We start from the raw sequence: 25519 nt of genomic DNA on the forward strand, positions 1-25519 counted from the left end.
TCGCCGTGCGGGCGGTGTTCAAAGCGGCCATCGTACGCAAAACACAGGTCGGATTCGTGCTGGGACGGCGAGGCTTTTGTCATCCGCGTGTGATGAGATGGCCTCGAAAAACGTGTGCGAGGCTTTGGGGCGGTCCGGCCAGGGTTGAAGGCCGCGGTAGCCGAGGAGGGGCGATGGTCGCGGGTTGGCTAGAATCCGCCCACAGCTTCTATTACTTTTATAGCAAAACCTCGATGTCTGATCGACTTGCCGTTCTCTCCCAGTATCTTTTGCCCAAGCAGGCGCTGACTGCCGTCATGGGGCGCCTGGCCCAGGCGCGTGCGGGTGACCTGACCACGGCAGTCATCCGTCGCTTCATTGCACGCTATGGCGTGGACATGTCGGAGGCGGCCGATTCCGATCCTGCGGCCTATGCCAGCTTCAACGAGTTCTTCACGCGGGCGCTCAAGCCCGGTGTGCGGCCGCTGGCTTCGGCTGACTGGGTCTGTCCTGTGGATGGCGCCATCAGCCAGATCGGCGCCATCGAGGGCGAGCAGATCTTCCAGGCCAAGGGGCACAGCTACAGCGCCACGGCGCTGGTCGGCGGCGATGCGCAGCTGGCGCGGCAGTTCGACAACGGGCATTTCGCCACCATTTACCTGAGCCCGCGCGACTACCACCGCATCCACATGCCCTGTGCCGGCCGGTTGCGTCGGATGATTTATGTGCCCGGCGAACTGTTCTCGGTCAACCCGGTCACGGCGCGCGGCGTGCCGGGCCTGTTTGCGCGCAACGAGCGCGTGGTCTGCGTCTTCGATACGGACCACGGTCCCATGGTGCTGGTGCTGGTGGGGGCCACCATCGTGGGCAGCATGGGAACGGTGTGGCACGGCATCGTCAATCCGCCGCGGCCCGGTCGCATCCAGGACTGGCGCTACGACGACCAGTCCATCGTCCTGGGCCAGGGCGAGGAAATGGGGCGCTTCCAGCTGGGCTCCACCGTCGTCATGCTGTTTCCCGCATCGGCAGGGCTGCGCTTCAACGCGCAGTGGACACATGCCGCGCCCGTGCGCCTGGGCCAGAAGATGGCCGGGCGCGGCGAGGCCTGAGTCTCGAAGGATCGTCGATGAAAAACCGGGCCCAGGCCCGGTTTTCTGTCAAAGAATCCAGCTCAGGGCTTCAGGGCGCCGCTGTGTGGTGAACATCGAGGGTGCGATGCTCAGCCGCTCTGGCCTGACGGGGTCTTCATGGCCGACCAGATAGACCATCAGTTCACGGCGGCGCAGTATGACGTGGCTGACCTTCTCGGCCTTCCCGTTCTGTGTGACTTGCGTGCCCGGGCGGAACAGCGGCATCTGGAAGGTGAAGCTGCGCGGATCGGCCGGTGGCGCGACGGCAGTGCTGGGAGGGGCTTCTAGAGTGGCAACCATAGGCTTGATGTGCATGAGTGGACGCTGCCCACCTTATCGGCACTGCCGCGCCGAACTGTAGGGTCGCCGGGCGGCGACCACCAAGCTCAGGCGTCCTGATGGGAAACGCCGAGGATGGCGTGCAGCCGTGCGCTGGTCGTCGTGTACTGCAGCAGCGGTTTCTCGCCCTGCAGGTACTCGGCGGCGGCAAAGGCCGCCATGGTGGCTTCGTGGAAGCCGCACAGGATCAGCTTGTGCTTGCCCGGGTAGCTGACGATGTCGCCGATCGCATAGATGCCTGGCGCATCGGTGGCCTGGGTTGCAGGGTTCACCAGCAGCTGCTTGCGCTCCATGGCCAGGCCCCATTCGGCGACCGGGCCCAGGCGGGGGGAGATGCCCAGGCAGACGACCAGTTGCTGCGCCGCCAGTTCATGCTCCTGCCCTTCGCCATCCATCCACTGCACGGCACGCAGCAGGCCTGAGTCGGCATGCAGTTGCGTGATCTGGCCGATCACCACGCGGATGGCGCCGCTGTCGCGCAGCTCCTGCAGGCGCTCCAGCAACGGCGCCGAAGCCTGGAAGGCGTCGCGGCGGTAGAGCAGGCAGGTGGTCTGGGCCTTGTCGGCGCAGGCAATGGCCGCGGCCACGGCCTCTTCGTCGCCACCGTGGACGATGGCGGTCCGGCCGCGCACCATTTCCAGATCGGCGGGATGGTAGTGGAGCTGGCCGGCAGCCAGCCGCTCCACGCCGGGCACCTTCAGCGCCTTGGGCACAAAGGCGCCCACGCCAGCCGCAATGAAGACGCTGCGCGCATGCAGTTCAAGGCCTTGCGAGGTCTGCGCCAGCCAGCGGCCATCGTCCATGCGCTGCAGCTGGGCGACCTGCTGGGAAAGGTGCAGTTGCGCGTCCATGGGCGCGACCTGCCGCTGCAGCAACTGGACCAGTTCATGGCCCGTGCACACCGGAATGCCGGGAATGTCGTAGATGGGCTTGTCGCCGTACAGCTGCGCGCACTGCCCGCCCACATGGGGCAGGGCATCGACGACATGGCAGCGGATGCCTTGCAGCCCCAGCTGGAACACCTGGAACAGGCCCGCCGGGCCTGCGCCTATGACGAGGGCATCGGTCTGGATCGGTTGCGCGCCGGAGGTGTCTTGCATGGGCTGCGCGGCTTCAGCGTTCGAGCTGGTCCAGCTTGCCGGGCTTGCCGTTCCAGTCGTCGGCGTCGGGCAGCGAGGCCTTGCGCTTGGTGATGCTCTTCCAGCCCTTTTCCAGCGACAGCTCGGCATTGAGCTTGATGAAGGCGAGCTGGTCGGCGGGGACGTCTTCCTCGGCAAAGATGGCATTGGCCGGGCATTCGGGAATGCACACGGCGCAATCGATGCACTCGTCAGGATCGATCACGAGGAAGTTGGGGCCTTCGCGGAAGCAGTCCACGGGGCAGACATCCACACAATCTGTGTATTTGCACTTGATGCAGTTTTCGGTGACGACGTGAGTCATGGGAGTCTTTTATTTGCGGTGTGAATGTCGGTATCAACCCGGGATTCTAGAATTTTTCGGAACACGGTCCTGCACATGCAAGAGATTCTGGCGCGGACTGCTGCGGTTTTCTGAAAGCCCACGAGCCGGCATGTGCCGGCTCGCGAAGCGGGACTGTCCAGTTGCTCAATCCAGCAGTGCAGCGCCTGCGGTAGCGTGGCTGGCCGTGTCCACGAGGATCAGCGCACCCAGCTGGCGGGCCTGGGCGAAGGGCGCCGCGGGAATGCTTTCCTGCAGCAGCAGCTCCACGCGGCCGATGGCGTTGGGCTCCAGCTGGGTGGCCTCTTCCTGGGCCAGCGTGTGGATGTTCAGGCGGTGCACCACGCGGCGGGCCTTGGCCTTGATCCAGCGGTGGCCGTGCAGCGCCAGGTAGGTGCGGCCGGGGACCAGCGGCTGCTCGTCCATCCAGGCCACGGTGGCGGTCAGCTCGCGCTGGCTGGGCCATGCCGGCTGTGTCCCGGGGGAATCGAAGTCGTCGTCTGCCACTGCTGCCGCAGCCACCGGGGCGGCGACGATCCAGTCGCCGCGCGAGACATCGACCTCGCGGTCCAGCGTGATGCCGGCCGACAGGCCCGCGTCGATGGAGCCGGGAACGCGGGCATGGTCCAGCACCTGGGCAATCACGGCCTGCTGGCCGCTGGGCAGGATCTGCACGGCGTCGCCCACGCGTGCGCGGCCTGCGGCCACGCGGCCCCAGAACACGCGGCGGCCCTGGCTGGTATCGGCCGAGGACGAGAATTTCTCCACCCACTGCACGGGGAAGGCCAGCGCCAGGCCGGTGTCGGTCGGCGTGTTGGGCAACTGCTCCAGCAGTTGCAGCAGGCTGGGACCGTCGTAGCCGGCCCAGCCGGGCTCGGCGTTGACCACATTGAAGCCCTTGAGGGCCGAGACGGGCACGGTGGCCGCGGAGGCGATGCCGGCCTCGGCCGTGAAGCGCTGCAGCGCGCCACGGATGTGGACGAAGGCCAGTTGCGGGTCTTCGACGGCGTCGAGCTTGTTGACGGCAAACACCAGCGAATGCACGCGCAGCAGGTGGGCCAGCAGGCTGTGGCGGCGCGTCTGCGGCAGCAGGGTGAGCTGCGGGTTCTTCCAGTCGAGCTTGGTGGCATCGACCAGCACCACGGCGGCGTCGGCGCTGCTGGCGGCGGTGACCATGTTGCGCGTGTACTGCTCATGGCCCGGCGCGTCGCCGATGATGAACTTGCGGCTTTCGGTGGCGAAGTAGCGGTAGGCCACGTCGATGGTGATGCCCTGCTCGCGCTCGGCCGACAGGCCGTCGGTCAGCAGCGCCAGGTCGGTCTCGCCGCTCTTGGTGACGCCGGCGAGCTGGTCCTGGAGCACGGCACGCGTGTCCACCAGCAGGCGGCCGATCAGCGTGCTCTTGCCGTCGTCGACGGAGCCGCAGGTGATGAAGCGCAGGGCCGAGGCGTTGGAGGCCTCGGTGGCGGGGGAATCCGCAACGGCTGCGCCGGCGGCAATGCTTGCGGTGGTCATCAGAAATATCCGTCCTTCTTGCGCTTTTCCATGGAGGCTTCGCTGGTCTTGTCGTCCATGCGTGTGGCGCCGCGCTCGCTGACATCGGCGGCCAGGGTTTCGAGCACGATGTCGGCCGCCGTGGCGGCATCGCTTTCCACGGGGCAGGTGCAGGTGATGTCGCCCACGGTGCGAAAGCGCACGTCGCGCACCACGACTTCCTCGCCGTCGCGCGGCGGTGTGAGTTCGGTCACGGGCACCAGCAGGCCGCGGCGTTCCACCACTTCGCGCTTGTGCGTGTAGTAGATGCTGGGCAGGGCGATCTGCTCGCGCTCGATGTATTGCCACACGTCGAGTTCGGTCCAGTTGCTGATGGGGAACACGCGGAAGTGCTCGCCGGGGGCCAGACGCGTGTTGAACAGCGTCCACAGTTCGGGGCGCTGTGCCTTGGGCTGCCATTGGCCGAAGCTGTCGCGGTGGCTGAAGATGCGTTCCTTGGCGCGGGCCTTTTCCTCGTCGCGGCGCGCGCCGCCGATCAGGGCGTCGAAGCGGAATTCATCGATGGCCTCCAGCAGCGTCACCGACTGGTGGACGTTGCGGCTTTCGCCCGGATGGGCCAGGCGCACGGTGCCGCGTGCCATGGAGTCCTCGACGCTGCGCACGATGAGTTCGGCGCCGAGCTCCTTGGCGCGCAGGTCGCGGAAATCGGTCACTTCCGGGAAGTTGTGGCCGGTGTCGATCATCAGCAACGGGTAGGGGATGCGGCCCTTGCCGAAGGCCTTTTCGGCGCAGCGCAGCATGACCAGCGAGTCCTTGCCGCCCGAAAACAGCAGGGCGGGGCGCTCGAAGGCGGCGGCCACTTCGCGCAGCACGAAGATGGTTTCCTCTTCAAGGGCGTCGAGGTGGCGGTTGCTGAGATGGCTCAGCACGGAGGTGTCCACACGGGCGTTCATTTCTTGGTTTCCAATCAAATCGGTGTCAAACGCTGTTGTTTCACTTCTTGGCGTGCAGCCCGCATTCCTTGGCCGCTTCGTCCTCCCACCACCAGCGGCCGGCGCGGAAGTCTTCGCCAAGGCTGACGGCGCGCGTGCAGGGTGCGCAGCCGATGCTGGGATAGAACTGGTCGTGCAGCGGGTTGTAGTCCACGCCATGGCTGGCGATGTAGTGCCAGACATCGCCCTGGGTCCAGTCGGTCAGCGGGTTGAACTTGGTCAGGCCCTTGGTCTCGACCTCGCTGCGGTCCACGGCGGGCACGTCGGCGCGGGCATTGGACTGCTCGCGGCGCAGGCCCGTGATCCAGGCGCTCTTGCCGGCCAGCGCGCGCGCCAGCGGCTCCATCTTGCGCACGCCGCAGCAGGCCTTGCGCAGCTCGATGCTGCGGTACATGGCGTCCTGGCCGTTGTCGCGGATGAAGTGGATCACCGATTCGAGCTGCGGCCGGTAGACCTTGACGCTCAGGCCGGGCAGCGACTGGGTGCGCTCCAGCAGGGCCAGGGTCTCGGTGTGCAGCGCGCCGGTGTCCAGCACGAAGACGGGGATGTCCAGGCCCAGGCGGTGGATGATGTCGGTGATCACCACATCCTCGGCGCCCAGGCTGGAGGCCTGCGTCACGGCCTCGGCGCCCAGCGCCGCTGCCTCGCGCAGCAAGGCCTCGGTGGCGGCCAGCTTGTCGGCAAAGCCGCTGCTGGCACGGCCGTTGACCTCGGTGGCCTTGGCCGATGCCTGTCGCGACAGAAAGCTTTGCGCACCCATGTCAGGCTGCCTTGACGAAGTGGGGCTCGGGATGGACGGCATCACCCTGGTAGAAGCCGTGGAAGCGTTCCAGCTGGCGCTGGGCATCGGAGATGTCCACGCCTTCGCGCAGCACGGCCACGTCGAAGCCGCAGCGCTGCATCTGCACCAACTGGTCGATCAGCACGTCGCCCGTGGCGCGGATTTCTCCCTGGAAGCCCAGGCGCTTGCGCAGCAGGCGGGCCTGGCTGAAGGCGCGGCCGTCGGTGAACTTGGGAAAGTTGAGGTCGATGCGCTGCACGCCGGTCAGGTCCAGCGTGAAGGGGTCGGCGTCATTGGCCGGGGCGATGACAGTCTGCTGGCCTTCGGCCGGGCTTTGGTGCTCGTGGGCGGCGATGATTTTCATGGGGATCTCCTGCGGCTCTCACCTGGGGTCAGGCGGCCGCTTCCTCGGTGTGCTTGGCGGGGTGGCGGGCTGCATTGCCGGCGGCCTTGAACGGTTCGATGCCCACGCGGCGCACGGTGGCGATGAAGGTCTCGAAACGGCCGCCTTCGCTTTGGCGCTGTTCGCGGTAGGTGGCCAGCAGGGCCTCGATCACGCCGGGCACTTCGGCGGCGCTGAACGAGGGGCCGATGATCTTGCCGGGCGTGGCCGGGCCGGACAGGTGGGAGCCGTCGGCGCCGCCCAGCGTGATCTGGTACCACTCCTTGCCGTCCTTGTCCACGCCCAGGATGCCGATGTGGCCGCTGTGGTGGTGGCCGCAGCTGTTGATGCAGCCGCTGATGTGCAGGTCGATCTCGCCCAGGTCCCACAGCTCGTCCAGGTCCTGGTAGCGCTCGGTGATGGCCTCGGCAATGGGCAGGGAGCGTGCATTGGCCAGCGAGCAGAAGTCGCCGCCGGGGCAGGCGATCATGTCGGTCAGCAGGCCGATGTTGGGCTTGGCCAGGCCCAGGGCCTTGGCCGCCTTGTACAGCTGGGGCAACTGGTCGCGGCGCACCCAGGGCAGCAGCAGGTTCTGCTCGTGGGTGACGCGCATCTCGCCGGCCGAGAACTGGTCGGCCAGCGCGGCGGCGGCATCCATCTGGTCGGCCGTGGCGTCGCCCGGCGCGTAGCCCAGGCGCTTGAACGACAGCAGCACGGCGCGCAGTTGCGGGTGGCGGTGCGGGCGCACATTGCTGGTCAGCCAGCGGCCGAAGTCCTTGTCTTCCTCGGCGGCCGTGCGCAGCAGGGCCAGGGTTTCGGCCTCGGCATTGGCGGGCGACAGGTCCAGCTCGGGCTCGCGGAAATTGGCGGCCACGCGGTCGTACTCGGCTTGCGTGATGGTGTGGGGACCACCCTCGACCTCGACGATCTGGCGGAACTCCTCATCAACCTGGTCGATGTAGTTCTGGCCCTCGGACTTCACGAGGATCTTGATGCGCGCCTTCCAGGCGTTGTCGCGGCGGCCGTAGCGGTTGTAGACGCGGATCACGGCTTCCAGGTAGTTCATCAGCTGGTTCCAGGGCAGGAACTCGCGCAGCACCGGGCTGATGGTGGGCGTGCGGCCCATGCCGCCGCCCACGCGCACCTTGAAGCCCAGCTCACCAGCCTCGTTCTTGAGCAGCTGCAGGCCCACGTCGTACCAGCCCAGCGCGGCGCGGTCTTCCTCGGCGCCGCTGATGGAGACCTTGAACTTGCGCGGCAGGAAGCTGAACTCGGGGTGCAGCGTGCTCCACTGGCGCAGGATTTCGGTGAAGGGGCGGGGGTCGGCGATCTCGTCGATGGCAATGCCGGCCAGCGCGTCGCTGTTGATGTTGCGGATGCAGTTGCCGCTGGTCTGGATGCCGTGCAGGTTCACGCTGGCCAGCAGGTCCATCACGTCGGCGGCCTTGGACAGCGGAATCCAGTTGTACTGCACGTTGGTGCGCGTGGTGAAGTGGCCGTAGCCGAACTTCAGGTCGGAGCCGATGCGGCGGCCGTCGTGCAGGGGAATGTCGCCCAGCTTGGCCTGGGTGTCGCGGGCCTCGGCCAGCAGGGCGGCGTCGGGCTGGTCGTACTCGCGGGCCACGCGGGCCAGCACGCGCAGCTGGGCGCTGGACAGCTCGCCGTAGGGCACGGCCACGCGCAGCATGGGCGCGTAGCGCTGCACATACCAGCCGTTTTGCAGGCGCAGGGGCTTGAACTCATCCTCCGAGAGCTTGCCGGCCTGCCAGCGTTCGAGCTGGTCACGGAACTGCTCGGCGCGCAGGCGGATGAACTGTTTGTCGAATTCGGTGTATTGGTACATGGCGCTTCGGATGTGGGGTCTTCGACTGCCGCCAGTGGCGGCGGTGCAGGGGTTCATTGCGTGGCACCGAGGCACTTGCGGGAAACGCGCGCAGAACCCTGCATGGACGGAAATGTAAGCAATGGCCTTATAGAAGCAAACGATTGTTTTGTCCTGCAAGTATGTGGATATGGATATAAGTGAATGGCAGCAGGCTTTGTGGGGCTGGGCATGTCAAACGCATGGGCGGCAGATATGCTTTCCGGCCAGAGGGAGGATTTCAGAATGCGAAACCGTTGTGCCGCCATCGGGCTGGCCTTGGCATTGGCAACTGCTGCTCAGGCGCAGGCCCAGAAGCCGGCACCGCCGCCGTCCCCGTTGTCAGCAGCGCACACAGCTGACACGCCTGAACCCGACGAATCCGCACAGGAATTAGCCTGGGATGCGTATCTGCATCGCGTGGCGGCGCAGTTGGCCGGTTCCGGCAGCGGGCGCGATCTGGCCCTCGCAGCCATCCTGATCAATCTGTCGATCCCGCCCTTCCTACAAGAGGATGCCGACAGCCGAGCCCCGCAATGGCGCCAGGCCGCCTTGGAGCGGGCCGGGCAGGACGTGCTGGCCTACCAACTGCTGGCCGCCAGGGCGCCTGAACGTGAAGGCGAGTTGCGGTCGCAGGCTGCGCGCCGCTGGCTGGCGCTGGAACCCAGCAATCTCACTGCGCTGATGTGGCAGGCGCTGGGGCCGCAGGAGTTGCTGACTGCCGCGCGCGAAAGCCGCTATGCGGACCTGCACATGTATGAGGGCGTGCGCTGGATGCAGTCGGCGCTGCTCAAACACCCGCCCACGGCCGAGGAGTTGCAGGCGTTTGGAGGTGGGCAGCCCTACCGCCCCGAGGAAGGCGCTGCCATCACGGCCATGGGCATCTGGGCGGCCTTTGAACTGCCGGGCTACCGGACCTTGATCGATGCCTGCAAACCCGAAAAGCGGGGCGATGCCCCGGCGCGAGATGCCGACTGCCTGCATGTGGCGCACCTGATGACGGAACGCTCATCCACCGTGCTGGATGAGGCCTTTGGGCTGGCGATACGGCGCTGGCTTGCCAAAACCCCGGCCGAGCGCGCTGCAGTGCAATCCCGGCGGCATCAGCTGGACTGGCTGATGCACGAGTCCAACCCACTGAGCGTGCAGGCGGGTGGCGATCCGTTTGTCCGGCTGTTGTCCGATTCCTCCATCCACAGCGAACAGCAACTGCTGGAGCGCATGCTCAAGGACGCAGGCCGCCCGCTGCAGCCCCCGCCTGGCTGGAGGCTGCCCGTTCCCAAGCACTAAATGCCAACGCTGCGCCTGTCCAGGTCTGCGGGCAGCCGCGCCGCCACCGCCGCCTCGCTCACCCCATAGAGCGCAGCCAACGCGGCCGGTGTCGCCACCTGCGCCGCCGCACCGCAGGCCTGCAGGCCACCGCGGCCCAGCAGGGCGATGCGGTCGGCCACCTGCAGCGCATGCTCGGGCTGGTGGGTGGACAGCAGCACGGCCATGCCGCGTGCACGCAGCGTGGCAATCTGGTCCAGTACGCGGATCTGGTTGCCGAAGTCCAGGCTGGCCGTGGGCTCGTCCATGACCAGCAGCGCGGGCTCCTGGGCCAGGGCGCGTGCGATCAGCACCAGCTGGCGCTCGCCGCCGCTCAGCTCGGTGTAGGGACGCAGCGCCAGATGGGCGATGCCCAACTGCTCCAGGCAGCCCAGCGCCAGGGCACGGTCGGCACTTGAAGGCCGTGCCAGCGCAGGCAGGCGCGCGGCACGGCCCATGAGCACCATGTCCAGCGCTTCGAAGCCGAAGACGCCGGCCTGAGCCTGGGGCACATAGCCCACGCGCCGCGCAAACTCGGCACGCGGCCAGCTGTGCACGGGCTGGCCCTGCACGCGCACCTCTCCGGCCAGCGGCGCCAGCAGGCCCAGCACGGTGCGGAACAGCGTGGTCTTGCCGCAGCCGTTGGGGCCCAGCAGGCACAGCACCTCGCCTGCGGTGATGGCCAGGTCCAGCCCCTGGCTGACGCGCCGGCGCCCATGGCCCGTGGCCAGGGCCAGCGTCTGCAGCACGGGCGCCGTCGGCATTTCAGTCATTGCGGCACGTGCGCGACAGCAGGTAGAGGAAGAAAGGCGCGCCGACCAGGGCCGTGAGAATGCCCAGCGGCAGCTCGATGCGTGCCGCACTGCGCGCCAGCGTGTCGGCCGCCACCACGAAGCCAGCGCCCAGCAGCGCCGAGGCCGGCAGCAGGCGCACAAAATTGGGGCCGACCAGCAGGCGCGCCACATGCGGCACCACCAGCCCCACCCAGCCGACGATGCCGGCCAGCGATACGGCGGCCGCCGTGCCCAGCGTGGCACAGGCCACCAGCAGCAGGCGCAGGCGTGCCACGGGCACGCCCAGGGCCAGCGCCTCCTCGTCGGGCAGGCCCAGCAGGTTGATGCGCCAGCGCAGCAGCAGCAGGGGCAGCAGGGCGCACAGCATCACGGGTGCCGTGGCACCCAGCTCGGGCAGGGTCACGGCGCTCAGGCCGCCCATGAGCCAGAAGGTGATGGATGGCAGCTGCGTATTGGGGTCGGCCAGCGTCTTGACCAGGGCGATGCCCGCGCCCAGCAGCGCGCCCAGCGCAATGCCGGCCAGCACCAGAACCAGCACGGGGTCATGCCGGCGCACGCTGGCGCTGATGGTCACCACCACGGCCACGGCGGCCAGCCCGCCGCCAAAGGCCAGGGCCTGCACGGCTGCCATGGACCAGCCCAGGAAGATGCCCAGCACCGCGCCCAGGCCGGCACCGGCCGAGACGCCCAGGATGTCGGGCGAGACCAGCGGGTTGCGGAACATGCCCTGGTAGGCTGCGCCTGCCGCCGCCAGCGTGGCGCCCACGGCCAGGCCTGCGGCGATGCGCGGCAGGCGGATGTTCCAGAGCACGGTCTCGGCGCTGGCGGACAAGGGGGACGCCGTGCCCGTGGCGCGCGCCAGCAGCGACTGCCACAGCTGCTGCGGCGCGATGGAGAACTGACCCGCTGCCAGTGCCCACAGCAGCACGGCGGCCAGCAAGGCCAGCGCGAGCACCCAACCCATGCGGCGGCCTGTGGCAGGCATCAACGCGCAGTCTCCATCAGCCTGCCCAGCGCTGCGGGCGACAGGTCGGCGCCGTAGAACAGGCGGTAGAAGTCGCGCACCTCGCGCTCCAACGGAGGCAGTGCCTGCAGGGCCGGCGCCTGCGGGTGGAGCTTTTCCAGCAGCCAGCGCACGCCGATGAGCCGGTTGACGCCGGGCGGACCATCCAGCCAGCCGAAGGGCCAGACCGGCGCGCAGTGCACGCGGCCCGAGCGCACGGCGGCTACGCCGCGCCACAGCGGGTCCTGGCGCATGCGCTCGGCAAGGCCGGGTTCCTGCGTGACGATGACCTGCGGGTCCCAGGCCAGGATCTGCTCCATGGACACGCGCGTGAGCCCGCCACGCCCTGCATCGGCGGCCACATTGCACCCGCCCGCATATTCGACGGCTTCCACATTGATGGAGCCCGCCAGCCCCGTTTCCAGGCCGTTGGCGCTGCGCGCGAAGTACACGCGCGGGCGCTCGGCCGGTGCCATGCCCTGGGTGGAACGCTGCGCCAGCGCCGCCACGGCATCGGCATGGCAGGCCAGGGTTTCGCCACGTGCGGCCTCGCCCAGCAGGGCGCCGACCTCGCGCAACTGGCGTGCGTGGTCGGCCAGCGAGCCCTGGATCAGCACGCAGGGCAGGCCGGTCTGGCGCGCCAGCCGCTCGGTGGCAGAGATATAGGTGGTATCGGCCGTGCCGGCGTCCAGCACCAGGTCGGGCTGCAGCTTCAGCAGCGACTCCAGCGGCATGGTGCTGCCGCGCCCGGACAGGCGGCCCAGATGCGGAAGCGCCTGCAGCGTGGGCCCCAGATAGGCGCGCGAGACATCGTCCAGCTGCTGGGGCCAGCCCAGCAGCTTGTGCGGTGCCAGCGTGGCCACCAGCACGCCTGCGGGCGGTCCGGCCGCGAATACGCGGCGCAGCCTGGCAGGGTCCGGCAACTGTCCCATGCGGGCGGCAATCGTGGTTGCCTGGGCATGGCCGGGAACAAGCGCCGATGAGGCCAGTGCCGCCATGGCCTGGCCCAGCCAGCGGCGGCGGGTGAACAGAAGATCGGTCATGAAAGTCAGGGGATGGGGCTGGCGCAGCCACGGTGCTCAAGCTGTGCCTGGCACCATTGCTCGATCTGCACCTCATCGGCTGCCAGCTCGGCATGCAGGCTGCCGGTGTACCTGCGCCAGTCTTCAAGATGGCGGGCCGCGACGGCCGTGAGCACAGGCGTGCCTGCCTCGACAAAGGCCGCGAATTCGGCGGCAAAGCCTTGCCCCGAGGCCTCGACGATGCCGAAGCGGTTGATCACCACCAGATCCACGCCATCGTCCAGCGCCTGGCGCAGCACGGCGCTGGCCTGGGCCAGGGCCTGGGGGTTGAGACTGCAGGCGCGCGAGGCGCATCCCAGGTCCTGGGACAGCTCGAATTGGCGGTCACTGCGCAGGTCGAACAGCTGCATGCGCTTGTTGCCGTTGGCATAGCGGTCCTGGCGATGCACCAGGCCGCCCACGCGCCAGCCCGCGCCTTGCAGGCGGCGCGCCACGCGTTCGAGCAGCAGCTCCATTGCATGCTCGTCGTCGGGATGGACCAGGGCGGCCAGGGGCAGGGCGGTGAAGGGCGGGTTCATGGCATGCAGGTTGATGCGTATCAATGGGGCTGTTGTACTCCTGCCCGACCCCGGTGTCGTTGACCATGGGCAGCTTGGCTGGACCCGGAGCGCAGGCAGGCGTGGGCGGGCGCTTCGCGCCAGGTCCGCTCCTCAGAAGTGATAGCCCAGGTTGACATACCAGCTGCGGCCCGGCATGGGCAGGCCGTCATCGAACTGGTACCACTTGTCGCCGATATTGGCCACGCCAAAGTCCACGGTGATGTCGCTGCGCGGCTTGTAGCGTGCGCGCAGGTTGGCAATGCCGTAGCCGGGCAGCTTGAGCGTCTGCAGCTGGCCGCTGCCCGACAGCGGCACGTAGCGGCCCTTCTCGGTCTCGACCTCGGCATTGAATTCCCACTGCGCCAGCGGACGCCACTGAACGCCGGCCAGCAGGCGGTGGCGTGGCGTGTGGGTCAGCGTGATGCTGGAGTCGCTGGTGTTGCGGCGGTTCAGGTAGGTGTAGCCGGCGTTCACGCCCCATTGCGCGGACAGTTGCTGGGCCAGGGACAGCTCCATGCCGATGTTGCGCGTGCGCCCCACGTTCTGCGCCTGGTTGCAGGTGGTGCCGCCGCATTCGGCCGAGGCCACGACCACGGTCTGGATCTGGTTGCGCACGCGGCTGTAGAACAGCGCGGCCTGGCCCTGGCCGCCCTGCCAGGGCGAGCCGCTGACGCCCAGCTCCAGGTGGTTGGCCGTCTCGGGCTGCAGGTCGGGGTTGGCCAGGGCCGTGCCCATGCGTGCCGAGTAGCGGTCCTTGATGGTGGGAAAGCGCGTCTTGTGCGAGGCGATGAAATACGCCTCGCTGCCACCGCCCAGCGCATAGCCGAGCTTGGCCACGCCATTGGTGGCGCTGGCCGAGCCCGTGGGCCACTGGTAGACCTCGCGCGCATCGCGCTGGTCGTGGCTGAGCGCCAGGTTCAGGCTCCAGCGTTCGGCCAGGGAGATCGTGTCCTCGATCACCAGGGAGCGCGTCACGTCGCGGTAGTGCTTGCTGGGGTCCTTGGCCGAGGCGGCATCGGTGTGCTCGTCGATCTTGTAGTGCGCGCCCAGGCGCAGCGCATGGCCCTTGAAGCTGTAGTTGGCCCACTCGATGCTGGCGCCCTGGCTCACGTCCTTGTAGCTGCTGGTGGGGTCATGGCGCGTGTAGCTCGCGTCCGTGTACATGTCCAGGCCGTTTTGGTAGGTGTCGTGGTAGATGCGCGTCTTGAGCAGGTTGTCGGCATTGATGCGCGTGGTGCTCAGGAAGTACACGCTGTCCTTGTCCCAGTAGGGCCAGCGCCAGTAGCGGATGACGTTCTTGCCCGTGGCGCTGCCGGTATACACGGGGTTGCCCTTCTCGCCTTCCTGGCGCACATAGCCCAGCGCGTATTCGTCCGTGGCATTGGGCGTGAGGCCCAGCTTGAACGACAGCCGCCTGTCCGTGTGGTAGGCGTTGTCGCGGTAGTTGCCCGTGTCGGTGGGCTGCTTCTTGAAGTCCTTGAAGCCCTTGGGCAGCGGAAAACTGTCCGCGTCCAGGTAGGAGGCGCCAAGCTGGTAGTACCAGGTGCCCAGGTTGCCGCCCAGGTTCACGGCGGCCTTGCGTTCGCCGCCTGCGCCTGCGCCGATGCGCGCATCGCCCTCGAAGGATTTGACGGGCTTGCGCGTGACCAGGTTGATGGCGCCGCCCAGCGTATTGGGGCCATACATCAGCGAGGCGCCGGCCTTGGCCACGCGGATCTCGGACAGGTCGAACGTGGTGAAGCGGCCGAAGTCCACATAGCCGTCATAGGGCACGTACAGGGGCACGCCGTCCACGAAGACCGGCACCTGGCGCGGATCGAAGCCGCGCAGGTAGATCATTTCCTCGTTGCGATTGTTGCGCGACAGCGTGGCGCCCGGCAGCAGGCGCACGGCGTCGGCCACGGTGTCTGCATTGCGCCGGCGCATCTCGGTGGCGTCCGTTCGTTGTTCATCGTTAGATATGGCGTCGCGCTCTTCACGATCATCGCGCACATCGACCGTGCCCAGCAGGAAGGTCTGCGAAGCCTGTGCTGCGGACGTGACCGATTGGGCTTGTGCCTGGGTGCTGGCGGCCAGGCCCGCAAGCAGCAGGGCGTGGGCCAGCGTGGACTGCAGGCGGAAGGCAGGGGAGGAGGCTTGGGCGCTGTAGCGGGGCTGGAGGGGCACGATTTTCGGTGGTTGTGTGAGTGGACGCGGAGCGGCTGGTTGTTTCCTTTTGAAAACAGGTTCCGGATTCTAGCAATATGCACCAGCAAACATAACGAGTGACAAAAAACCGTCTGCGGGAAGACTCGGGTTTTCTCTCGGGCCGTTGTGTGAATGCCCGGCCGTTCAGCGGCCGGGCGGTACAACGGCTCAGCGCCTGCGGCCCAGGCGCTCGCTGGCCAGGGCAGCCGCCAGCTTGGCATCCAGGGGCAGCGGTTCGTCGTGCAGGCGTGCTGCCAGCAGCTCGCCGCACAGCAGCGACAGCGTGAGCCCGCGCGAGCCCATGGCCGTCAGCGCCCACAGGCCGGGAGCCTGGTCGGACACCGGTCCGACCACGGGCAGCCGGTCTGGCGAGGCCACGCGCACGGCGCCCCAGGTGGCGCGCGGTGGCGCGTCGAAGAAGCCTTGCAGGCCCTGGTAGGCACGTGGCAGCAGCTGCGCCAGCTTGGCGCTATTGGCTGCATGGGCGGCGGCCTGGTCTCCGGGGCTGGGCGGCAGCGCGGTCTGGTCGCGCTCGAAGGTCGATCCCATGACCCAGCCTGGCCCGGCTGCATCGCCGGGCAGCGGCATGGCAGGCACCAGGTTGCCATGGCCGTTGACGGGAAAGGGCGGCATGGCCTGCGCGCTGGCCGGGGTGTGCACATCCCAGCTGACCTGGCCGCGTATGGGCTGCAGCGGCCAGGCGGCCTGGGCGCCCAGGCTGTGCTCCAGCAGCGCATTGGTTGCGGGGCCCAGGGCGAGAACGACCAGTTCAGCCTCGGCCAACAGATTGCCCTGTGCATCCAGGGCCTGCCAGACGGGCGCGCCACCGGCTGTGTCGGTGCGTGCAAGACGCGCCACGCAGGCGCGGCCCTGCCAGCGCACGCCCGGGAGCGCCAGTTGCGCCTGCACCAGCCGCGCGGGGCGTACCCAGCCGGCCTGCGCATGCCAGCAGGCCGGGGCGTCGGCGGGCAGGCCGGCCGCCGAGAGTTGATCGGCGCTTGCGGGCCGGCTCCAGTGGTCGCCCGGGCCGGGGGATTGCCAGTCGCGCGGCAGCCGCGGGGCGGCCTCCACGCCGTGCTCCAGCACGCCGGTATCGCACCAGTCCGTGGCCGGTTGCAGCAGGCCCTGGCCGGAGAGCATTTGCAGCTGCGCCAGGGTCAGGCGTGCGCCGTCGCGGCTCAGGCGGGACAGCAGGCTGTCATCGGGCGAGACATGGGGACAGAACAGGCCCGCGGGCAGGGCCGAGGCGCCCGCTGCAGGCGCGTCGGCAGCATCCAGCACGGTGACCTGCCAGCCACGGCGCGACAGGCTGGCGGCGGCGGCCGCACCGGCGATGCCTGCACCCAGCACCATGCAGCGCCGTGGGGTGATGGGTTCCTGCGGCTGTGCACCCGGCCCGCGCGGTTGCCAGGCCGGGTCGAAGACGGCATGCAGGTTGTGGCGCTTGGGTGGGACGCCATCTACCTTGCGCACCTGAAAGCCGTGCTGTGCCAGGCCATCGCGCACCGTGCGCGCCACGCACCAGGTGGACAGCTGCGTGCCGCGCCGGCAATGGCGCGCCAGCGCGCGCAGGGTATCGGCGCTCCAGAGGTCGGGGTTGAGTTCCGGCGTGAAGCCGTCCAGGTAGATGCTGTCGGCCGTGAGCTGCTGGCGCCGCAGCATGGCCTGGGCATCGCCGATGTACAGCGTCAGCAGCACGCGCCCCTGCTCGAAGGCGAGGCGGTGCACGCCGGGCAGCAGGCCCTGGAACCGGGTGGCCAGCTCCTCGGCCAGCAGGCGCAATCCTGGCTCGCGCGGCATGGCCTGGCGCATGGCGTCGGCGCTGACGGGAAAGGCCTCGGCGGAGACGAAATGCAGCAGCCTCGGGCGCCGGGGATCGGTTTTCCAGGCTTCCCAGGCCACGAGGAAATTCAGCCCGAACCCGAAACCGGTCTCCAGGATGCGCCATTGCGGCGCATCGGCCCAGGCCGCCGGCAGGCCGCAGCCGCCCAGAAAGACATGACGGGCCTGGTCCAGGCCGCCGAGTTCGCTGTGGTAGCGGTCGCCGAAGCGCGGGCTGTAGGGCGTGCCATCGGGCAGCCAGTCAATGGGTTCGGACATGGGCAAGGGGCAGAACTACTCCTCCCAGCGCTGCTGGTAGGAGAACACGGGCAGCCGCCACTTGAAGCGGATGGCAGCCAGGCGCAGCGTGAGTCCGCCGGCAAAGCAGACGACGGTGCTGAGGTTGGAGCCCACTTCCAGCGTGCGCAGCCCCAGGAACAGCAGGCACACGGCCAGGGACACGCTGGCGTACAGCTCGCGCCGGAAGACGACCGGCACCTGGTTGCACAGCACGTCGCGCAGAATGCCGCCGCTGATGCCGGTCAGCATGCCCGACATCACCACCACCACGGGCGGGTAGCCCAGCTCCAGCGCCACGTTGCAGCCGATCAGCGAGAAGGCGATCAGCCCCATGGCGTCCAGCAGCAGAAAGACCTGCTTGAGATGGTGCATGTGGCGCGCCACGACGATGGTCAGCAGCCCGGCCGAGATGACCAGGTAGACATATTCAGGGTGCTGCGTCCAGCCGATGGGGTAGTGGCCCAGCACCATGTCGCGGATGGTGCCGCCGCCCAGCGCGGTGACGAAGGCGATCACGGCCACGCCGAAGATGTCCATGTTGCGCCGGCCCGCCGCCAGCGCGCCCGACATGGCTTCGGCCGTGATGGCCACGAGGTAGATCACCAGCATGACGGTGAACTGCGATGCCTGGAACGATTCCAGCAGGGAGACGGATGGAAGCACGGAAAACCTCGGATGAAGACCGGCCCGCGCCGCAGGGTGTGCGGCCACTGCGCCGTCCAGCGCAAGAAGGCGGGCATTGTAGGCGGTCTCTGGGCGGCGGCCGTTTGCGGCACCGCAAATGAAACCGCCCCCGGCGCGGTGCGACGGGGGCGGTGAAAGGGCACGAAGCGGCTCAGGCCGTAGGAGGCACGTAGCCGGCCGCCGCATCGGCGCCGCCGCCGAAGAAGTGGTTTTCCATCTGGCGGGCCAGGTACTGGCGGGCGCGTGCGTCGGCCAGGTTCAGGCGGTTTTCGTTGACCAGCATCGTCTGGTGCTTGAGCCAGTCGGCCCAGGCCTGCTTGCTCACGCCTTCAAAAATGCGCTTGCCCAGCTCGCCGGGGTAGGGCGGGAAATCCAGGCCTTCAGCGTCAACGCCAAGCTTGATGCAGTGAACGGTACGTGCCATGGGGAATTGAGTCCTTGTCTTGCAGAGATTCAGATGTTTTGGGAATAACAAACTGAAATCTTATTGGTTTGAGTTTTAAGAGTTGGCTTTGAGAATGCTTTCCACGGCACCAGACCGTCGTCTCCACTCTCTACCGACACTCCAATGAAAATTCGCCGCCACTTTATCAAGTTTCCTGTCGCCGCCGGCCTGATCGCGGGCTTGACCCTGTCGGCTCTGCCGGCGTTGGCCCAGTCGGTGCAACTGCTCAATGTCTCCTACGATCCGACGCGCGAGCTGTACGTGGAATACAACCAGGCCTTCGCCAAGCACTGGAAGGCCAAGAGCGGCCAGGACGTGAGCGTCAAGCAGTCGCATGGCGGCTCGGGCAAGCAGGCGCGTTCGATCATCGACGGCATCGACGCCGACGTGGCCACGCTGGCGCTGGCCGGCGACATCGACGCCCTGGTCAAGAACGGCAACCTGCTCAAGGCCGACTGGCAAAAGCGCCTGCCGCACAACTCGGCGCCCTACAGCTCCACCATCGTCTTCCTGGTGAAGAAGGGCAATCCCAAGAACCTCAAGGACTGGGACGACCTGGTCAAGCCCGGCGTGCAGGTGATCACGCCCAACCCCAAGACCAGCGGCGGTGCGCGCTGGAACTACCTGGCCGCCTGGGAATTCGCCAAGCGCAAGTACGGCGGCGACGCACAGGCCAAGGACTTCATCGGCAAGCTGTTCAAGAACGTGCCCGTGCTGGACACGGGCGCGCGCGGCGCCACCATCACCTTCGTGCAGCGCGGCGTGGGCGATGTGCTGCTGGCCTGGGAGAACGAGGCCTTCCTGGCACTCAAGGAGTTCGGTCCCGACAAATTCCAGATCGTCGTGCCTTCGCTGTCCATCCTGGCCGAACCTTCGGTGGCCGTGGTCGACAAGGTCGTGGACAAGAAGGGCACGCGCGCCGTGGCTGAGGAGTACCTGAAGTACCTGTACTCCGAGGAAGGCCAGCGCATCGCCGGCCGCAACTACTACCGTCCCACCGATGCCAAGGTCAAGGCCGAATTCGCGGACAAGTTCCCCAAGCTGGAGCTGGTCACCATCGACCAGGCCTTTGGCGGCTGGGCCAAGGCCGACAAGGACCACTTTGCCGACGGCGGCAGCTTCGACCAGATCTACACCAAGAAGTGAGTGCGGTGCGCCGGCCCGGCCGGCGCCCACCCACTGAATTCACCCGCTTTCCCAGATCTCTGCCAATTACCACGATCCGCCATGTCCATCTTGCTGACTTCCCGCCACTCTTTGCAGGCCCCGCGCCGCACGGCGCAGGCAGGCGTGGTGGCATCCAGCTCTTTTCCTCGCTTCGAGACCATGGCCTTCGCCAGCCGTCGATGTAGCACCTGACGACTCCGTGCGGCGCGCCTGCAGGCCTGGTCCTGCAGGCGGCCGCCCCTTGCTCCGCCTTCCCTTTTTTTTGTTTTCTGGCTGCATGCCGCGCGCATGCATGGGCAGCGCTTTGCCTGTGCGCCGCGCACCACGCACCACGCACCACTCTTCCAAGGATGTCCGTCATGGTCTCGTTTGATTCTTTCCCCCGACACACAGCCAACTGGCGCCGACGCCAACTGCTGGGCGCGGGCCTTGCCGCAGCAGTCGCCACGGTGGGCGGCCCGGCCCTGGCCCAGGACAAGGCGGGCGACCGCGTGCTGCGCGTCGGCCACCAAAAGGGCTGGCTGTCCATCCTGAAGAGCCGGGGCACGCTGGAAAAGCGGCTGGCGCCGTTGGGCGTGTCGGTGCGCTGGATCGAGTTCAACGCCGGCCCCGTGCAGCTGGAGGCGCTGAACGTGGGCTCCATCGACTTCGGCGATGTGGGCGAGGCCCCGCCCATCTTTGCGCAGGCCGCAGGCGCACCCCTGGTCTATGCGGGCGCCACCGTGCCGCGCCCCGGGCTGGAGGCGGTGATCGTGCCCAAGGATTCGCCCATCCGCAGCGTGCAGGACCTCAAGGGAAAGCGCGTGGCCTACAACAAGGGCTCGAACGTGCAGTACTTCCTGGTCAAGCTGCTGGAAAAGCATGGCCTGAAGTACGGCGATGTGCAGTCCGTCTTCCTGGCGCCGGCCGATGCGCGCGCCGCCTTCGAGCGCGGCTCCGTCGATGCCTGGCTGATCTGGGACCCCTTCCTGGCTGCCGCGCAAAAGACGCTGGACGCCCGCCTGCTGGCCGATGCCACGGGCGTGGTCAACAACCGCGCCTACTACTTCACCTCGCGCGATTTCGCCACGCGCAATGCCGATGTGCTGCGCATTGCCATCGAAGAGGTCGATGGGATTGACCGCTGGGCCTCGAAGAACCAGACGGCGGCGGCCGCCGAGCTGTCCAGCATCCTGGGGCTGGACAAGTCCATCACCGAGCTGTACCTGAGCCGCGCACGCTTCGGCACCTCGTCCGTGACGCGCGAGATCCTGGCCGAGCAGCAGCAGATCGCCGACACCTTCTTCGAACTCAAGCTCATCCCCCGCAAGCTCAACCTGCTGCATGCCGCGCCGGTGGACCTGATCGCGTCGCGTCCCTGAGCCCACTGCAAGGAGTCCGCACCATGAATGCCAATTCCAAGAAGCCCCGCCTGGACCGCGTGCGCCGCCAGGCCCTGCAACTGCTGGGCACCACCGCCTTCAGCTGGAGCCTGGCCGGCCAGTACGCACGCGCCGAGACGCCGGCCGCCGTGGCCGGGCCCGAGCAGTTGCGCATCGGCTACCAGAAGTCGGCCGTCAACCTGGTCATCCTCAAGCAGCAAGGCGTGCTGGAAAAGCGCTTTGCGGGCACCAAGGTCAGCTGGCTGGAGTTTCCGGCCGGCCCCCAGCTGCTGGAGGCCCTGGCCGCCGGCAGCCTGGATTTCGGCCTGACCGGCGATTCACCCCCGGTCTTTGCCCAGGCCGCGGGCCGCGACCTGCTGTACGTGGGCGCCGAGCCGCCCAAGCCCGAGAGCTCGGCCATCCTCGTGCCGTCGGACTCGCCGCTGCGCGCCCTGGCCGACCTCAAGGGCCGGCGCGTGGCGCTGCAAAAAGGCTCCAGCGCCCATTACCTGCTGGTGCGCGCGCTGGACAAGGCGGGCCTGGCCTGGAACGAGATCCAGCCCGTCTACCTGGCCCCGGCCGATGCGCGCGCCGCCTTCGAGCGCAAGAGCGTGGACGCCTGGGCCATCTGGGACCCGTTCTACGCGGCCACCGAACTGGCGATTCGCCCGCGCGTGCTGGCCAATGGCGAAGGCCTGTCGGGCAACGCCTCGTTCTATCTGGCCGCGCGCGGACTGGTGGAGCGCCATCCGCAGGTGCTGCGCGCGCTGTTCGATGAGCTCACGCGCGCCGATCGCCTGGCCCAGAGCGCACGCCAGGAGGCCGTGGCCCTGGTGGCCGGCTTCAGCGGCCTGGATACGGCGGTGGTCAGCCGCTTCATTGCGCGCCGGCCCAGCTCCCCCGTGGGCCTGCTGGCTGCGCAGACCGTGGTGGACCAGCAGCGCGTGGCCGATGCATTTTTTCGGCTGGGCCTGATTCCGCGCCAGGTGCAGGTGGCCGACATCGTCTGGCGGCCCTCGGCGGCCGAGTACGCGCGGCTGGCCGAGCCGGTGGCGGCGCGGCCTTCTTCCGCCCTTTGATTTCCTTCCTCGATTCCGTCCCCTGACTGGAGCAGCGCATGCAGGTTTTCTGGTTCATTCCCACCCACGGCGACAGCCGCTACCTCGGCACGGCCGAGGGCGCCCGCCCGCTCAGCCACGACTATGTCAAGCAGGTCGCCATCGCGGCCGACAGCCTGGGCTACGAGGGCGTGCTGATTCCCACGGGCCGCTCCTGCGAGGACCCCTGGGTCGTCGCCTCCAGCCTGATTCCGGTCACCAGGCGCCTGAAGTTCCTGGTCGCCGTGCGGCCCGGCCTGCACCAGCCCAGCCTGGCGGCGCGCATGGCGGCCTCGTTCGACCGCCTGTCGGGCGGGCGGCTGCTGATCAACCTGGTCACGGGCGGCGACCGCGCCGAGCTGGAGGGCGACGGCGTCTTCCTCGACCATGCGCAGCGCTACGAGCAATCGGCCGAGTTCATCCGCATCTGGCGCGAGATCCTTGAGCGCAGCCATGAAGGCGGCACGCTCGACTACGAAGGTGAACACCTCTCGGTCAAGGGCGCCAAGCTACTGTTCCCGCCGCTGCAAAAGCCGTATCCGCCCGTGTACTTCGGCGGTTCGTCCGAAGCCGCGCACGACCTGGCCGCCGAGCAGGTCGATGCCTACCTGACCTGGGGCGAGCCCCCGGCCGAGGTGGCCAAGAAGATTGCCGATGTGCGCGAGAAGGCGGCGCGCCATGGCCGCAGCGTGAAGTTCGGCATCCGCCTGCACGTCATCGTGCGCGAGACCGAGGACGAGGCCTGGGCCGATGCCGATCGCCTGATCAGCCGCCTCAAGGACGAGACCGTGGTCCAGGCCCAGGCCGCCTTCGCGCGCATGGACTCGGAAGGCCAGCGCCGCATGGCCGCCCTGCATGCCGGTGGCAGCCGCCGCACGCGGGCCGAGCTGGAGATCAGCCCCAACCTCTGGGCCGGCGTGGGCCTGGTGCGCGGCGGCGCGGGCACGGCCCTGGTGGGCGATGCGCAGACCGTGGCCGACCGCATCAAGGAGTACGCGGACCTGGGTATAGACACCTTCGTGCTGTCCGGCTATCCGCACCTGGAAGAGGCCTACCGCTTTGCCGAGCTGGTCTTCCCGCTGCTGCCGCTGTCCGTGCGCGACAGGCTGGCTGGCGGCGTGGGCGGGCCGCTGGGCGAGACCGTTGCCAACCTGTACTCGCCGCGCGCGTCGCAAAGCTGAGGGAGTCACGCATGTCCGATGCACGTACCGTTACTGCGCTGCCGGCCTCCTCGGCCCCCCCGGCCGGCGATGCCTGGTCGCCGCTGCTGCGCTTTGCGGCCGGCGTGGGCCGCCGCCTGGTGCCCTGGCTGGTGCCGCTGGCGCTGATCGCCGTCTGGCAGGCCGCCTCGGCGTGGGGCTGGCTGTCCACGCGGGTGCTGCCCGCGCCGCTGGATGTGCTGCGCGCCGCGCAGGCGCTGGCCGAGTCGGGAGAGCTGCTCAAGCATGTGCAGGTGAGCGCGGGCCGCGCGCTGGGTGGCCTGGCCATCGGCGGCGGGCTGGGGCTGGCGCTGGGCCTGCTCACGGGCTCGCTGCGCTGGGCGGAGACGCTGCTGGACTCCACCATCCAGATGGTGCGCAACATTCCCGCGCTGGCGCTGATTCCGCTGGTCATCCTGTGGTTCGGCATCGACGAGAGCGCCAAGCTGTTCCTGATCAGTGTGTCGGTGTTCTTTCCCATCTACCTGAACACCTTCCACGGCATACGCAATGTGGATCCGGCGCTGATCGAGATGGGGCGCAGCTACGGCCTCACGCGCTGGCAGCTGTACCGCGAGGTCATCCTGCCGGGCGCGCTGTCCTCCATCCTCGTCGGCCTGCGTTTTTCGCTGGGCCTGATGTGGGTGATCCTGATCGTGGCCGAGACCATCTCGGCGCAGTCGGGCATCGGCTACCTGACCATGAACGCCCGCGAGTTCCTGCAGACCGACGTGGTGCTGGTCGGCATCCTGCTGTACGCCCTGCTGGGCAAGCTGGCCGACTGGTTTGCGCGTGCGCTGGAGCACTGGTGGCTGCGCTGGCATCCGGGCTACCAGCCCAAGTGACACAAGGAGCACGACATGAGCCGATGGAACCGCATGAAGACCACGCTGGCACAGGCCGTGGAGCTGAACACCACCGCGCCGGCGATGGCCTGGGAGGCCTCGTTCGACGCCGATGGCCTGGACGTCAGCGACCGCCTGGCCCAGAACGACGATGCGCCGCAGTCCGCATCCCCCCAATCCGCACCGCGCCGTGGCGTGCGCCTGCAGGCCGGCGGGCTGACCAAGCGCTACGGCCAGCGCGAGGTGCTGCACGAAGTGCAACTGCAGGTGGAGCCTGGCGAATTCGTCGCCATCGTGGGCCGCAGCGGCTGCGGCAAGAGCACCTTGCTGCGCCTGGTCGCAGGCCTGGAACAGGCCACGGCCGGCACCCTGCTGCTGGACGGCGAGCCCGCCCGCGCCGTGCAGGGCGCGCAGGGCGGCACGCGCATCATGTTCCAGGATGCGCGCCTGCTGCCCTGGCGGCGCGTGCTGGCCAATGTGACGCTGGGCCTGCCCGCCTCGGCCCAGGAACGTGGCCGCGAAGTGCTGGCCCAGGTCGGCCTGGCCGACCGCGAGGGCGAATGGCCGGCGCGCCTGTCTGGCGGCCAGCGCCAGCGCGTGGCCCTGGCGCGCGCCCTGGTGCACCGCCCGCAACTGCTGCTGCTGGACGAGCCGCTGGGCGCGCTCGATGCGCTCACCCGCATAGAGATGCACCGCCTGATCGAAGGCCTGTGGCAGCGCCACGGCTTCACGGCCCTGCTGGTCACGCATGACGTGCAGGAGGCCGTGGCCCTGGCCGACCGCGTGGTGCTGATCGAGGACGGCCGCATCGCGCTGGATGAACGCATCGCCCTGCCACGGCCGCGCGTGCACGGCAGCGTGGCGCTGGCGGCCATCGAGCAACGCATTCTCGACCGCGTGCTGCAAAAGCCCGCCGCCGAGCCCGACTCCAACCCGCTGACCGACACCACGGCCTGGCCCGGCGTGCCGGCCCATGGCCTGCGCTGGGCGGTCTGACTTTCCGTTTTCCCCCACCTTCCTTTGATTCCTTTTGATCCCCAGGAGAAAAACATGTCCATTCAAGCCATCAACGTGCGCAACCAGTTCAAGGGCCAGGTGCGCGAAATCATCCGTGGCGATGTCGTTTCCGAAGTCGACGTGCAGACGCCCTGGGGCGTGGTCACCTCGGTGATCACCACGCGCTCGGTGGACGAGCTGGGCCTGGTCGTGGGCTCCGACGTGGTGGCCCTGGTCAAGTCCACCGAAGTGTCCATTGCCAAGCTCTGAGG

General features: G+C 68.2%; 25 protein-coding genes. 9 read left to right on the forward strand and 16 right to left on the reverse strand.

Annotation, left to right across the window (positions count from 1 at the left end; all coding sequences use genetic code 11):
- The first annotated feature begins 233 nt into the window (after nucleotides 1-233).
- Complete coding sequence (asd, locus tag ACRSCF_RS10365; RefSeq protein WP_026062786.1) at nucleotides 234-1088, forward strand: archaetidylserine decarboxylase; 855 nt, start codon at nucleotides 234-236, stop codon at nucleotides 1086-1088.
- A 48-nt stretch (nucleotides 1089-1136) separates the two neighbouring features.
- Here the strand turns inward: asd and ACRSCF_RS10370 are convergent, their stop codons facing one another.
- The 8 genes from ACRSCF_RS10370 to ACRSCF_RS10405 form a co-directional block, all read right to left on the reverse strand.
- Nucleotides 1137-1424, reverse strand: coding sequence for a hypothetical protein (locus tag ACRSCF_RS10370; protein ID WP_016448351.1), 288 nt, complete (start codon nucleotides 1422-1424; stop codon nucleotides 1137-1139).
- 71 nt (nucleotides 1425-1495) lie between these two features.
- Complete coding sequence (locus ACRSCF_RS10375) at nucleotides 1496-2548, reverse strand: NAD(P)/FAD-dependent oxidoreductase (RefSeq protein ID WP_016448350.1); 1053 nt, start codon at nucleotides 2546-2548, stop codon at nucleotides 1496-1498.
- A 13-nt stretch (nucleotides 2549-2561) separates the two neighbouring features.
- Nucleotides 2562-2891, reverse strand: coding sequence for a ferredoxin FdxA (gene fdxA, locus ACRSCF_RS10380; RefSeq protein WP_012206456.1), 330 nt, complete (start codon nucleotides 2889-2891; stop codon nucleotides 2562-2564).
- A gap of 165 nt (nucleotides 2892-3056) precedes the next feature.
- Nucleotides 3057-4424: a sulfate adenylyltransferase subunit 1 gene (locus ACRSCF_RS10385; protein WP_016448349.1), complete on the reverse strand. Its 1368-nt coding sequence runs from the start codon at nucleotides 4422-4424 to the stop codon at nucleotides 3057-3059.
- Nucleotides 4424-5356: a sulfate adenylyltransferase subunit CysD gene (gene cysD, locus ACRSCF_RS10390; protein ID WP_016448348.1), complete on the reverse strand. Its 933-nt coding sequence runs from the start codon at nucleotides 5354-5356 to the stop codon at nucleotides 4424-4426. Before cysD ends, ACRSCF_RS10385 begins: the two co-directional genes overlap by 1 nt.
- Nucleotides 5357-5396: 40 nt before the next feature.
- Nucleotides 5397-6155 carry a phosphoadenylyl-sulfate reductase gene (locus ACRSCF_RS10395; RefSeq protein ID WP_013801647.1) on the reverse strand — a complete coding sequence of 253 codons (759 nt, stop codon included), beginning with the start codon at nucleotides 6153-6155 and terminating at the stop codon, nucleotides 5397-5399.
- A 1-nt stretch (nucleotide 6156) separates the two neighbouring features.
- On the reverse strand, nucleotides 6157-6540 hold the full coding sequence (locus ACRSCF_RS10400; protein WP_017407096.1) for a DUF934 domain-containing protein: 384 nt from the start codon (nucleotides 6538-6540) through the stop codon (nucleotides 6157-6159).
- 28 nt (nucleotides 6541-6568) lie between these two features.
- Nucleotides 6569-8401, reverse strand: a complete 1833-nt coding sequence (locus ACRSCF_RS10405; protein WP_034364570.1) for a nitrite/sulfite reductase — start codon at nucleotides 8399-8401, stop codon at nucleotides 6569-6571.
- 264 nt (nucleotides 8402-8665) lie between these two features.
- Here ACRSCF_RS10405 and ACRSCF_RS10410 point away from each other — a divergent pair, with 264 nt between their 5' ends.
- Nucleotides 8666-9709, forward strand: a complete 1044-nt coding sequence (locus ACRSCF_RS10410; protein ID WP_034364676.1) for a hypothetical protein — start codon at nucleotides 8666-8668, stop codon at nucleotides 9707-9709.
- Here the strand turns inward: ACRSCF_RS10410 and ACRSCF_RS10415 are convergent.
- The 8 genes from ACRSCF_RS10415 to ACRSCF_RS10450 form a co-directional block, all read right to left on the reverse strand.
- A complete protein-coding gene (locus ACRSCF_RS10415) occupies nucleotides 9706-10491 on the reverse strand; it encodes an ABC transporter ATP-binding protein (protein WP_244451703.1) in 786 nt (261 codons plus the stop codon). The two genes, ACRSCF_RS10410 and ACRSCF_RS10415, sit on opposite strands and share 4 nt — an antisense overlap.
- Before the next feature lies 1 nt (nucleotide 10492).
- The gene (locus tag ACRSCF_RS10420) at nucleotides 10493-11506 is read right to left on the reverse strand and encodes a FecCD family ABC transporter permease (RefSeq protein WP_034364568.1); all 1014 of its coding nucleotides are present in this window, start codon (nucleotides 11504-11506) and stop codon (nucleotides 10493-10495) included.
- The gene (locus ACRSCF_RS10425; RefSeq protein WP_244388012.1) at nucleotides 11506-12567 is read right to left on the reverse strand and encodes an iron ABC transporter substrate-binding protein; all 1062 of its coding nucleotides are present in this window, start codon (nucleotides 12565-12567) and stop codon (nucleotides 11506-11508) included. The genes ACRSCF_RS10420 and ACRSCF_RS10425 overlap by 1 nt, the downstream gene beginning before the upstream one ends.
- A gap of 5 nt (nucleotides 12568-12572) precedes the next feature.
- Complete coding sequence (locus ACRSCF_RS10430) at nucleotides 12573-13124, reverse strand: DUF2478 domain-containing protein (protein ID WP_034364673.1); 552 nt, start codon at nucleotides 13122-13124, stop codon at nucleotides 12573-12575.
- A gap of 132 nt (nucleotides 13125-13256) precedes the next feature.
- Nucleotides 13257-15311, reverse strand: a complete 2055-nt coding sequence (locus ACRSCF_RS10435; RefSeq protein ID WP_034364566.1) for a TonB-dependent receptor plug domain-containing protein — start codon at nucleotides 15309-15311, stop codon at nucleotides 13257-13259.
- 189 nt (nucleotides 15312-15500) lie between these two features.
- Entirely contained in the window at nucleotides 15501-17432 is a 1932-nt protein-coding gene (mnmC, locus tag ACRSCF_RS10440) for an FAD-dependent 5-carboxymethylaminomethyl-2-thiouridine(34) oxidoreductase MnmC (RefSeq protein ID WP_244388013.1), read from the reverse strand.
- Between the two features lie 15 nt (nucleotides 17433-17447).
- A complete protein-coding gene (locus tag ACRSCF_RS10445; RefSeq protein ID WP_012206442.1) occupies nucleotides 17448-18116 on the reverse strand; it encodes a trimeric intracellular cation channel family protein in 669 nt (222 codons plus the stop codon).
- A 172-nt stretch (nucleotides 18117-18288) separates the two neighbouring features.
- Nucleotides 18289-18561, reverse strand: a complete 273-nt coding sequence (locus ACRSCF_RS10450) for an oxidative damage protection protein (protein WP_012206441.1) — start codon at nucleotides 18559-18561, stop codon at nucleotides 18289-18291.
- A 144-nt stretch (nucleotides 18562-18705) separates the two neighbouring features.
- On the opposite strand from ACRSCF_RS10450, the gene ACRSCF_RS10455 reads away from it, so the two are divergent.
- From ACRSCF_RS10455 to ACRSCF_RS10485, 7 genes are all read left to right on the forward strand, one after another.
- Nucleotides 18706-19728 (forward strand): sulfate ABC transporter substrate-binding protein, encoded by a 1023-nt coding sequence (locus ACRSCF_RS10455; RefSeq protein ID WP_012206440.1) that lies wholly within the window; start codon nucleotides 18706-18708, stop codon nucleotides 19726-19728.
- A gap of 380 nt (nucleotides 19729-20108) precedes the next feature.
- Nucleotides 20109-21110, forward strand: coding sequence for a sulfonate ABC transporter substrate-binding protein (locus tag ACRSCF_RS10460; RefSeq protein WP_016448337.1), 1002 nt, complete (start codon nucleotides 20109-20111; stop codon nucleotides 21108-21110).
- Nucleotides 21111-21133: 23 nt separating this feature from the next.
- Nucleotides 21134-22189: an aliphatic sulfonate ABC transporter substrate-binding protein gene (locus ACRSCF_RS10465; protein ID WP_034364564.1), complete on the forward strand. Its 1056-nt coding sequence runs from the start codon at nucleotides 21134-21136 to the stop codon at nucleotides 22187-22189.
- A gap of 38 nt (nucleotides 22190-22227) precedes the next feature.
- Nucleotides 22228-23388 carry an FMNH2-dependent alkanesulfonate monooxygenase gene (gene ssuD / locus ACRSCF_RS10470; RefSeq protein WP_012206437.1) on the forward strand — a complete coding sequence of 387 codons (1161 nt, stop codon included), beginning with the start codon at nucleotides 22228-22230 and terminating at the stop codon, nucleotides 23386-23388.
- Between the two features lie 11 nt (nucleotides 23389-23399).
- Nucleotides 23400-24251: an aliphatic sulfonate ABC transporter permease SsuC gene (ssuC, locus tag ACRSCF_RS10475; RefSeq protein WP_012206436.1), complete on the forward strand. Its 852-nt coding sequence runs from the start codon at nucleotides 23400-23402 to the stop codon at nucleotides 24249-24251.
- Between the two features lie 15 nt (nucleotides 24252-24266).
- Complete coding sequence (locus ACRSCF_RS10480) at nucleotides 24267-25247, forward strand: ATP-binding cassette domain-containing protein (protein ID WP_047218081.1); 981 nt, start codon at nucleotides 24267-24269, stop codon at nucleotides 25245-25247.
- 54 nt (nucleotides 25248-25301) lie between these two features.
- On the forward strand, nucleotides 25302-25517 hold the full coding sequence (locus tag ACRSCF_RS10485; protein WP_012206434.1) for a TOBE domain-containing protein: 216 nt from the start codon (nucleotides 25302-25304) through the stop codon (nucleotides 25515-25517).
- Nucleotides 25518-25519: the final 2 nt, after the last annotated feature.

The sequence above is a fragment of the Delftia sp. 11MD genome (assembly GCF_050907895.1).
GTDB classification, from domain to species: Bacteria; Pseudomonadota; Gammaproteobacteria; order Burkholderiales; family Burkholderiaceae_C; genus Comamonas; species Comamonas tsuruhatensis.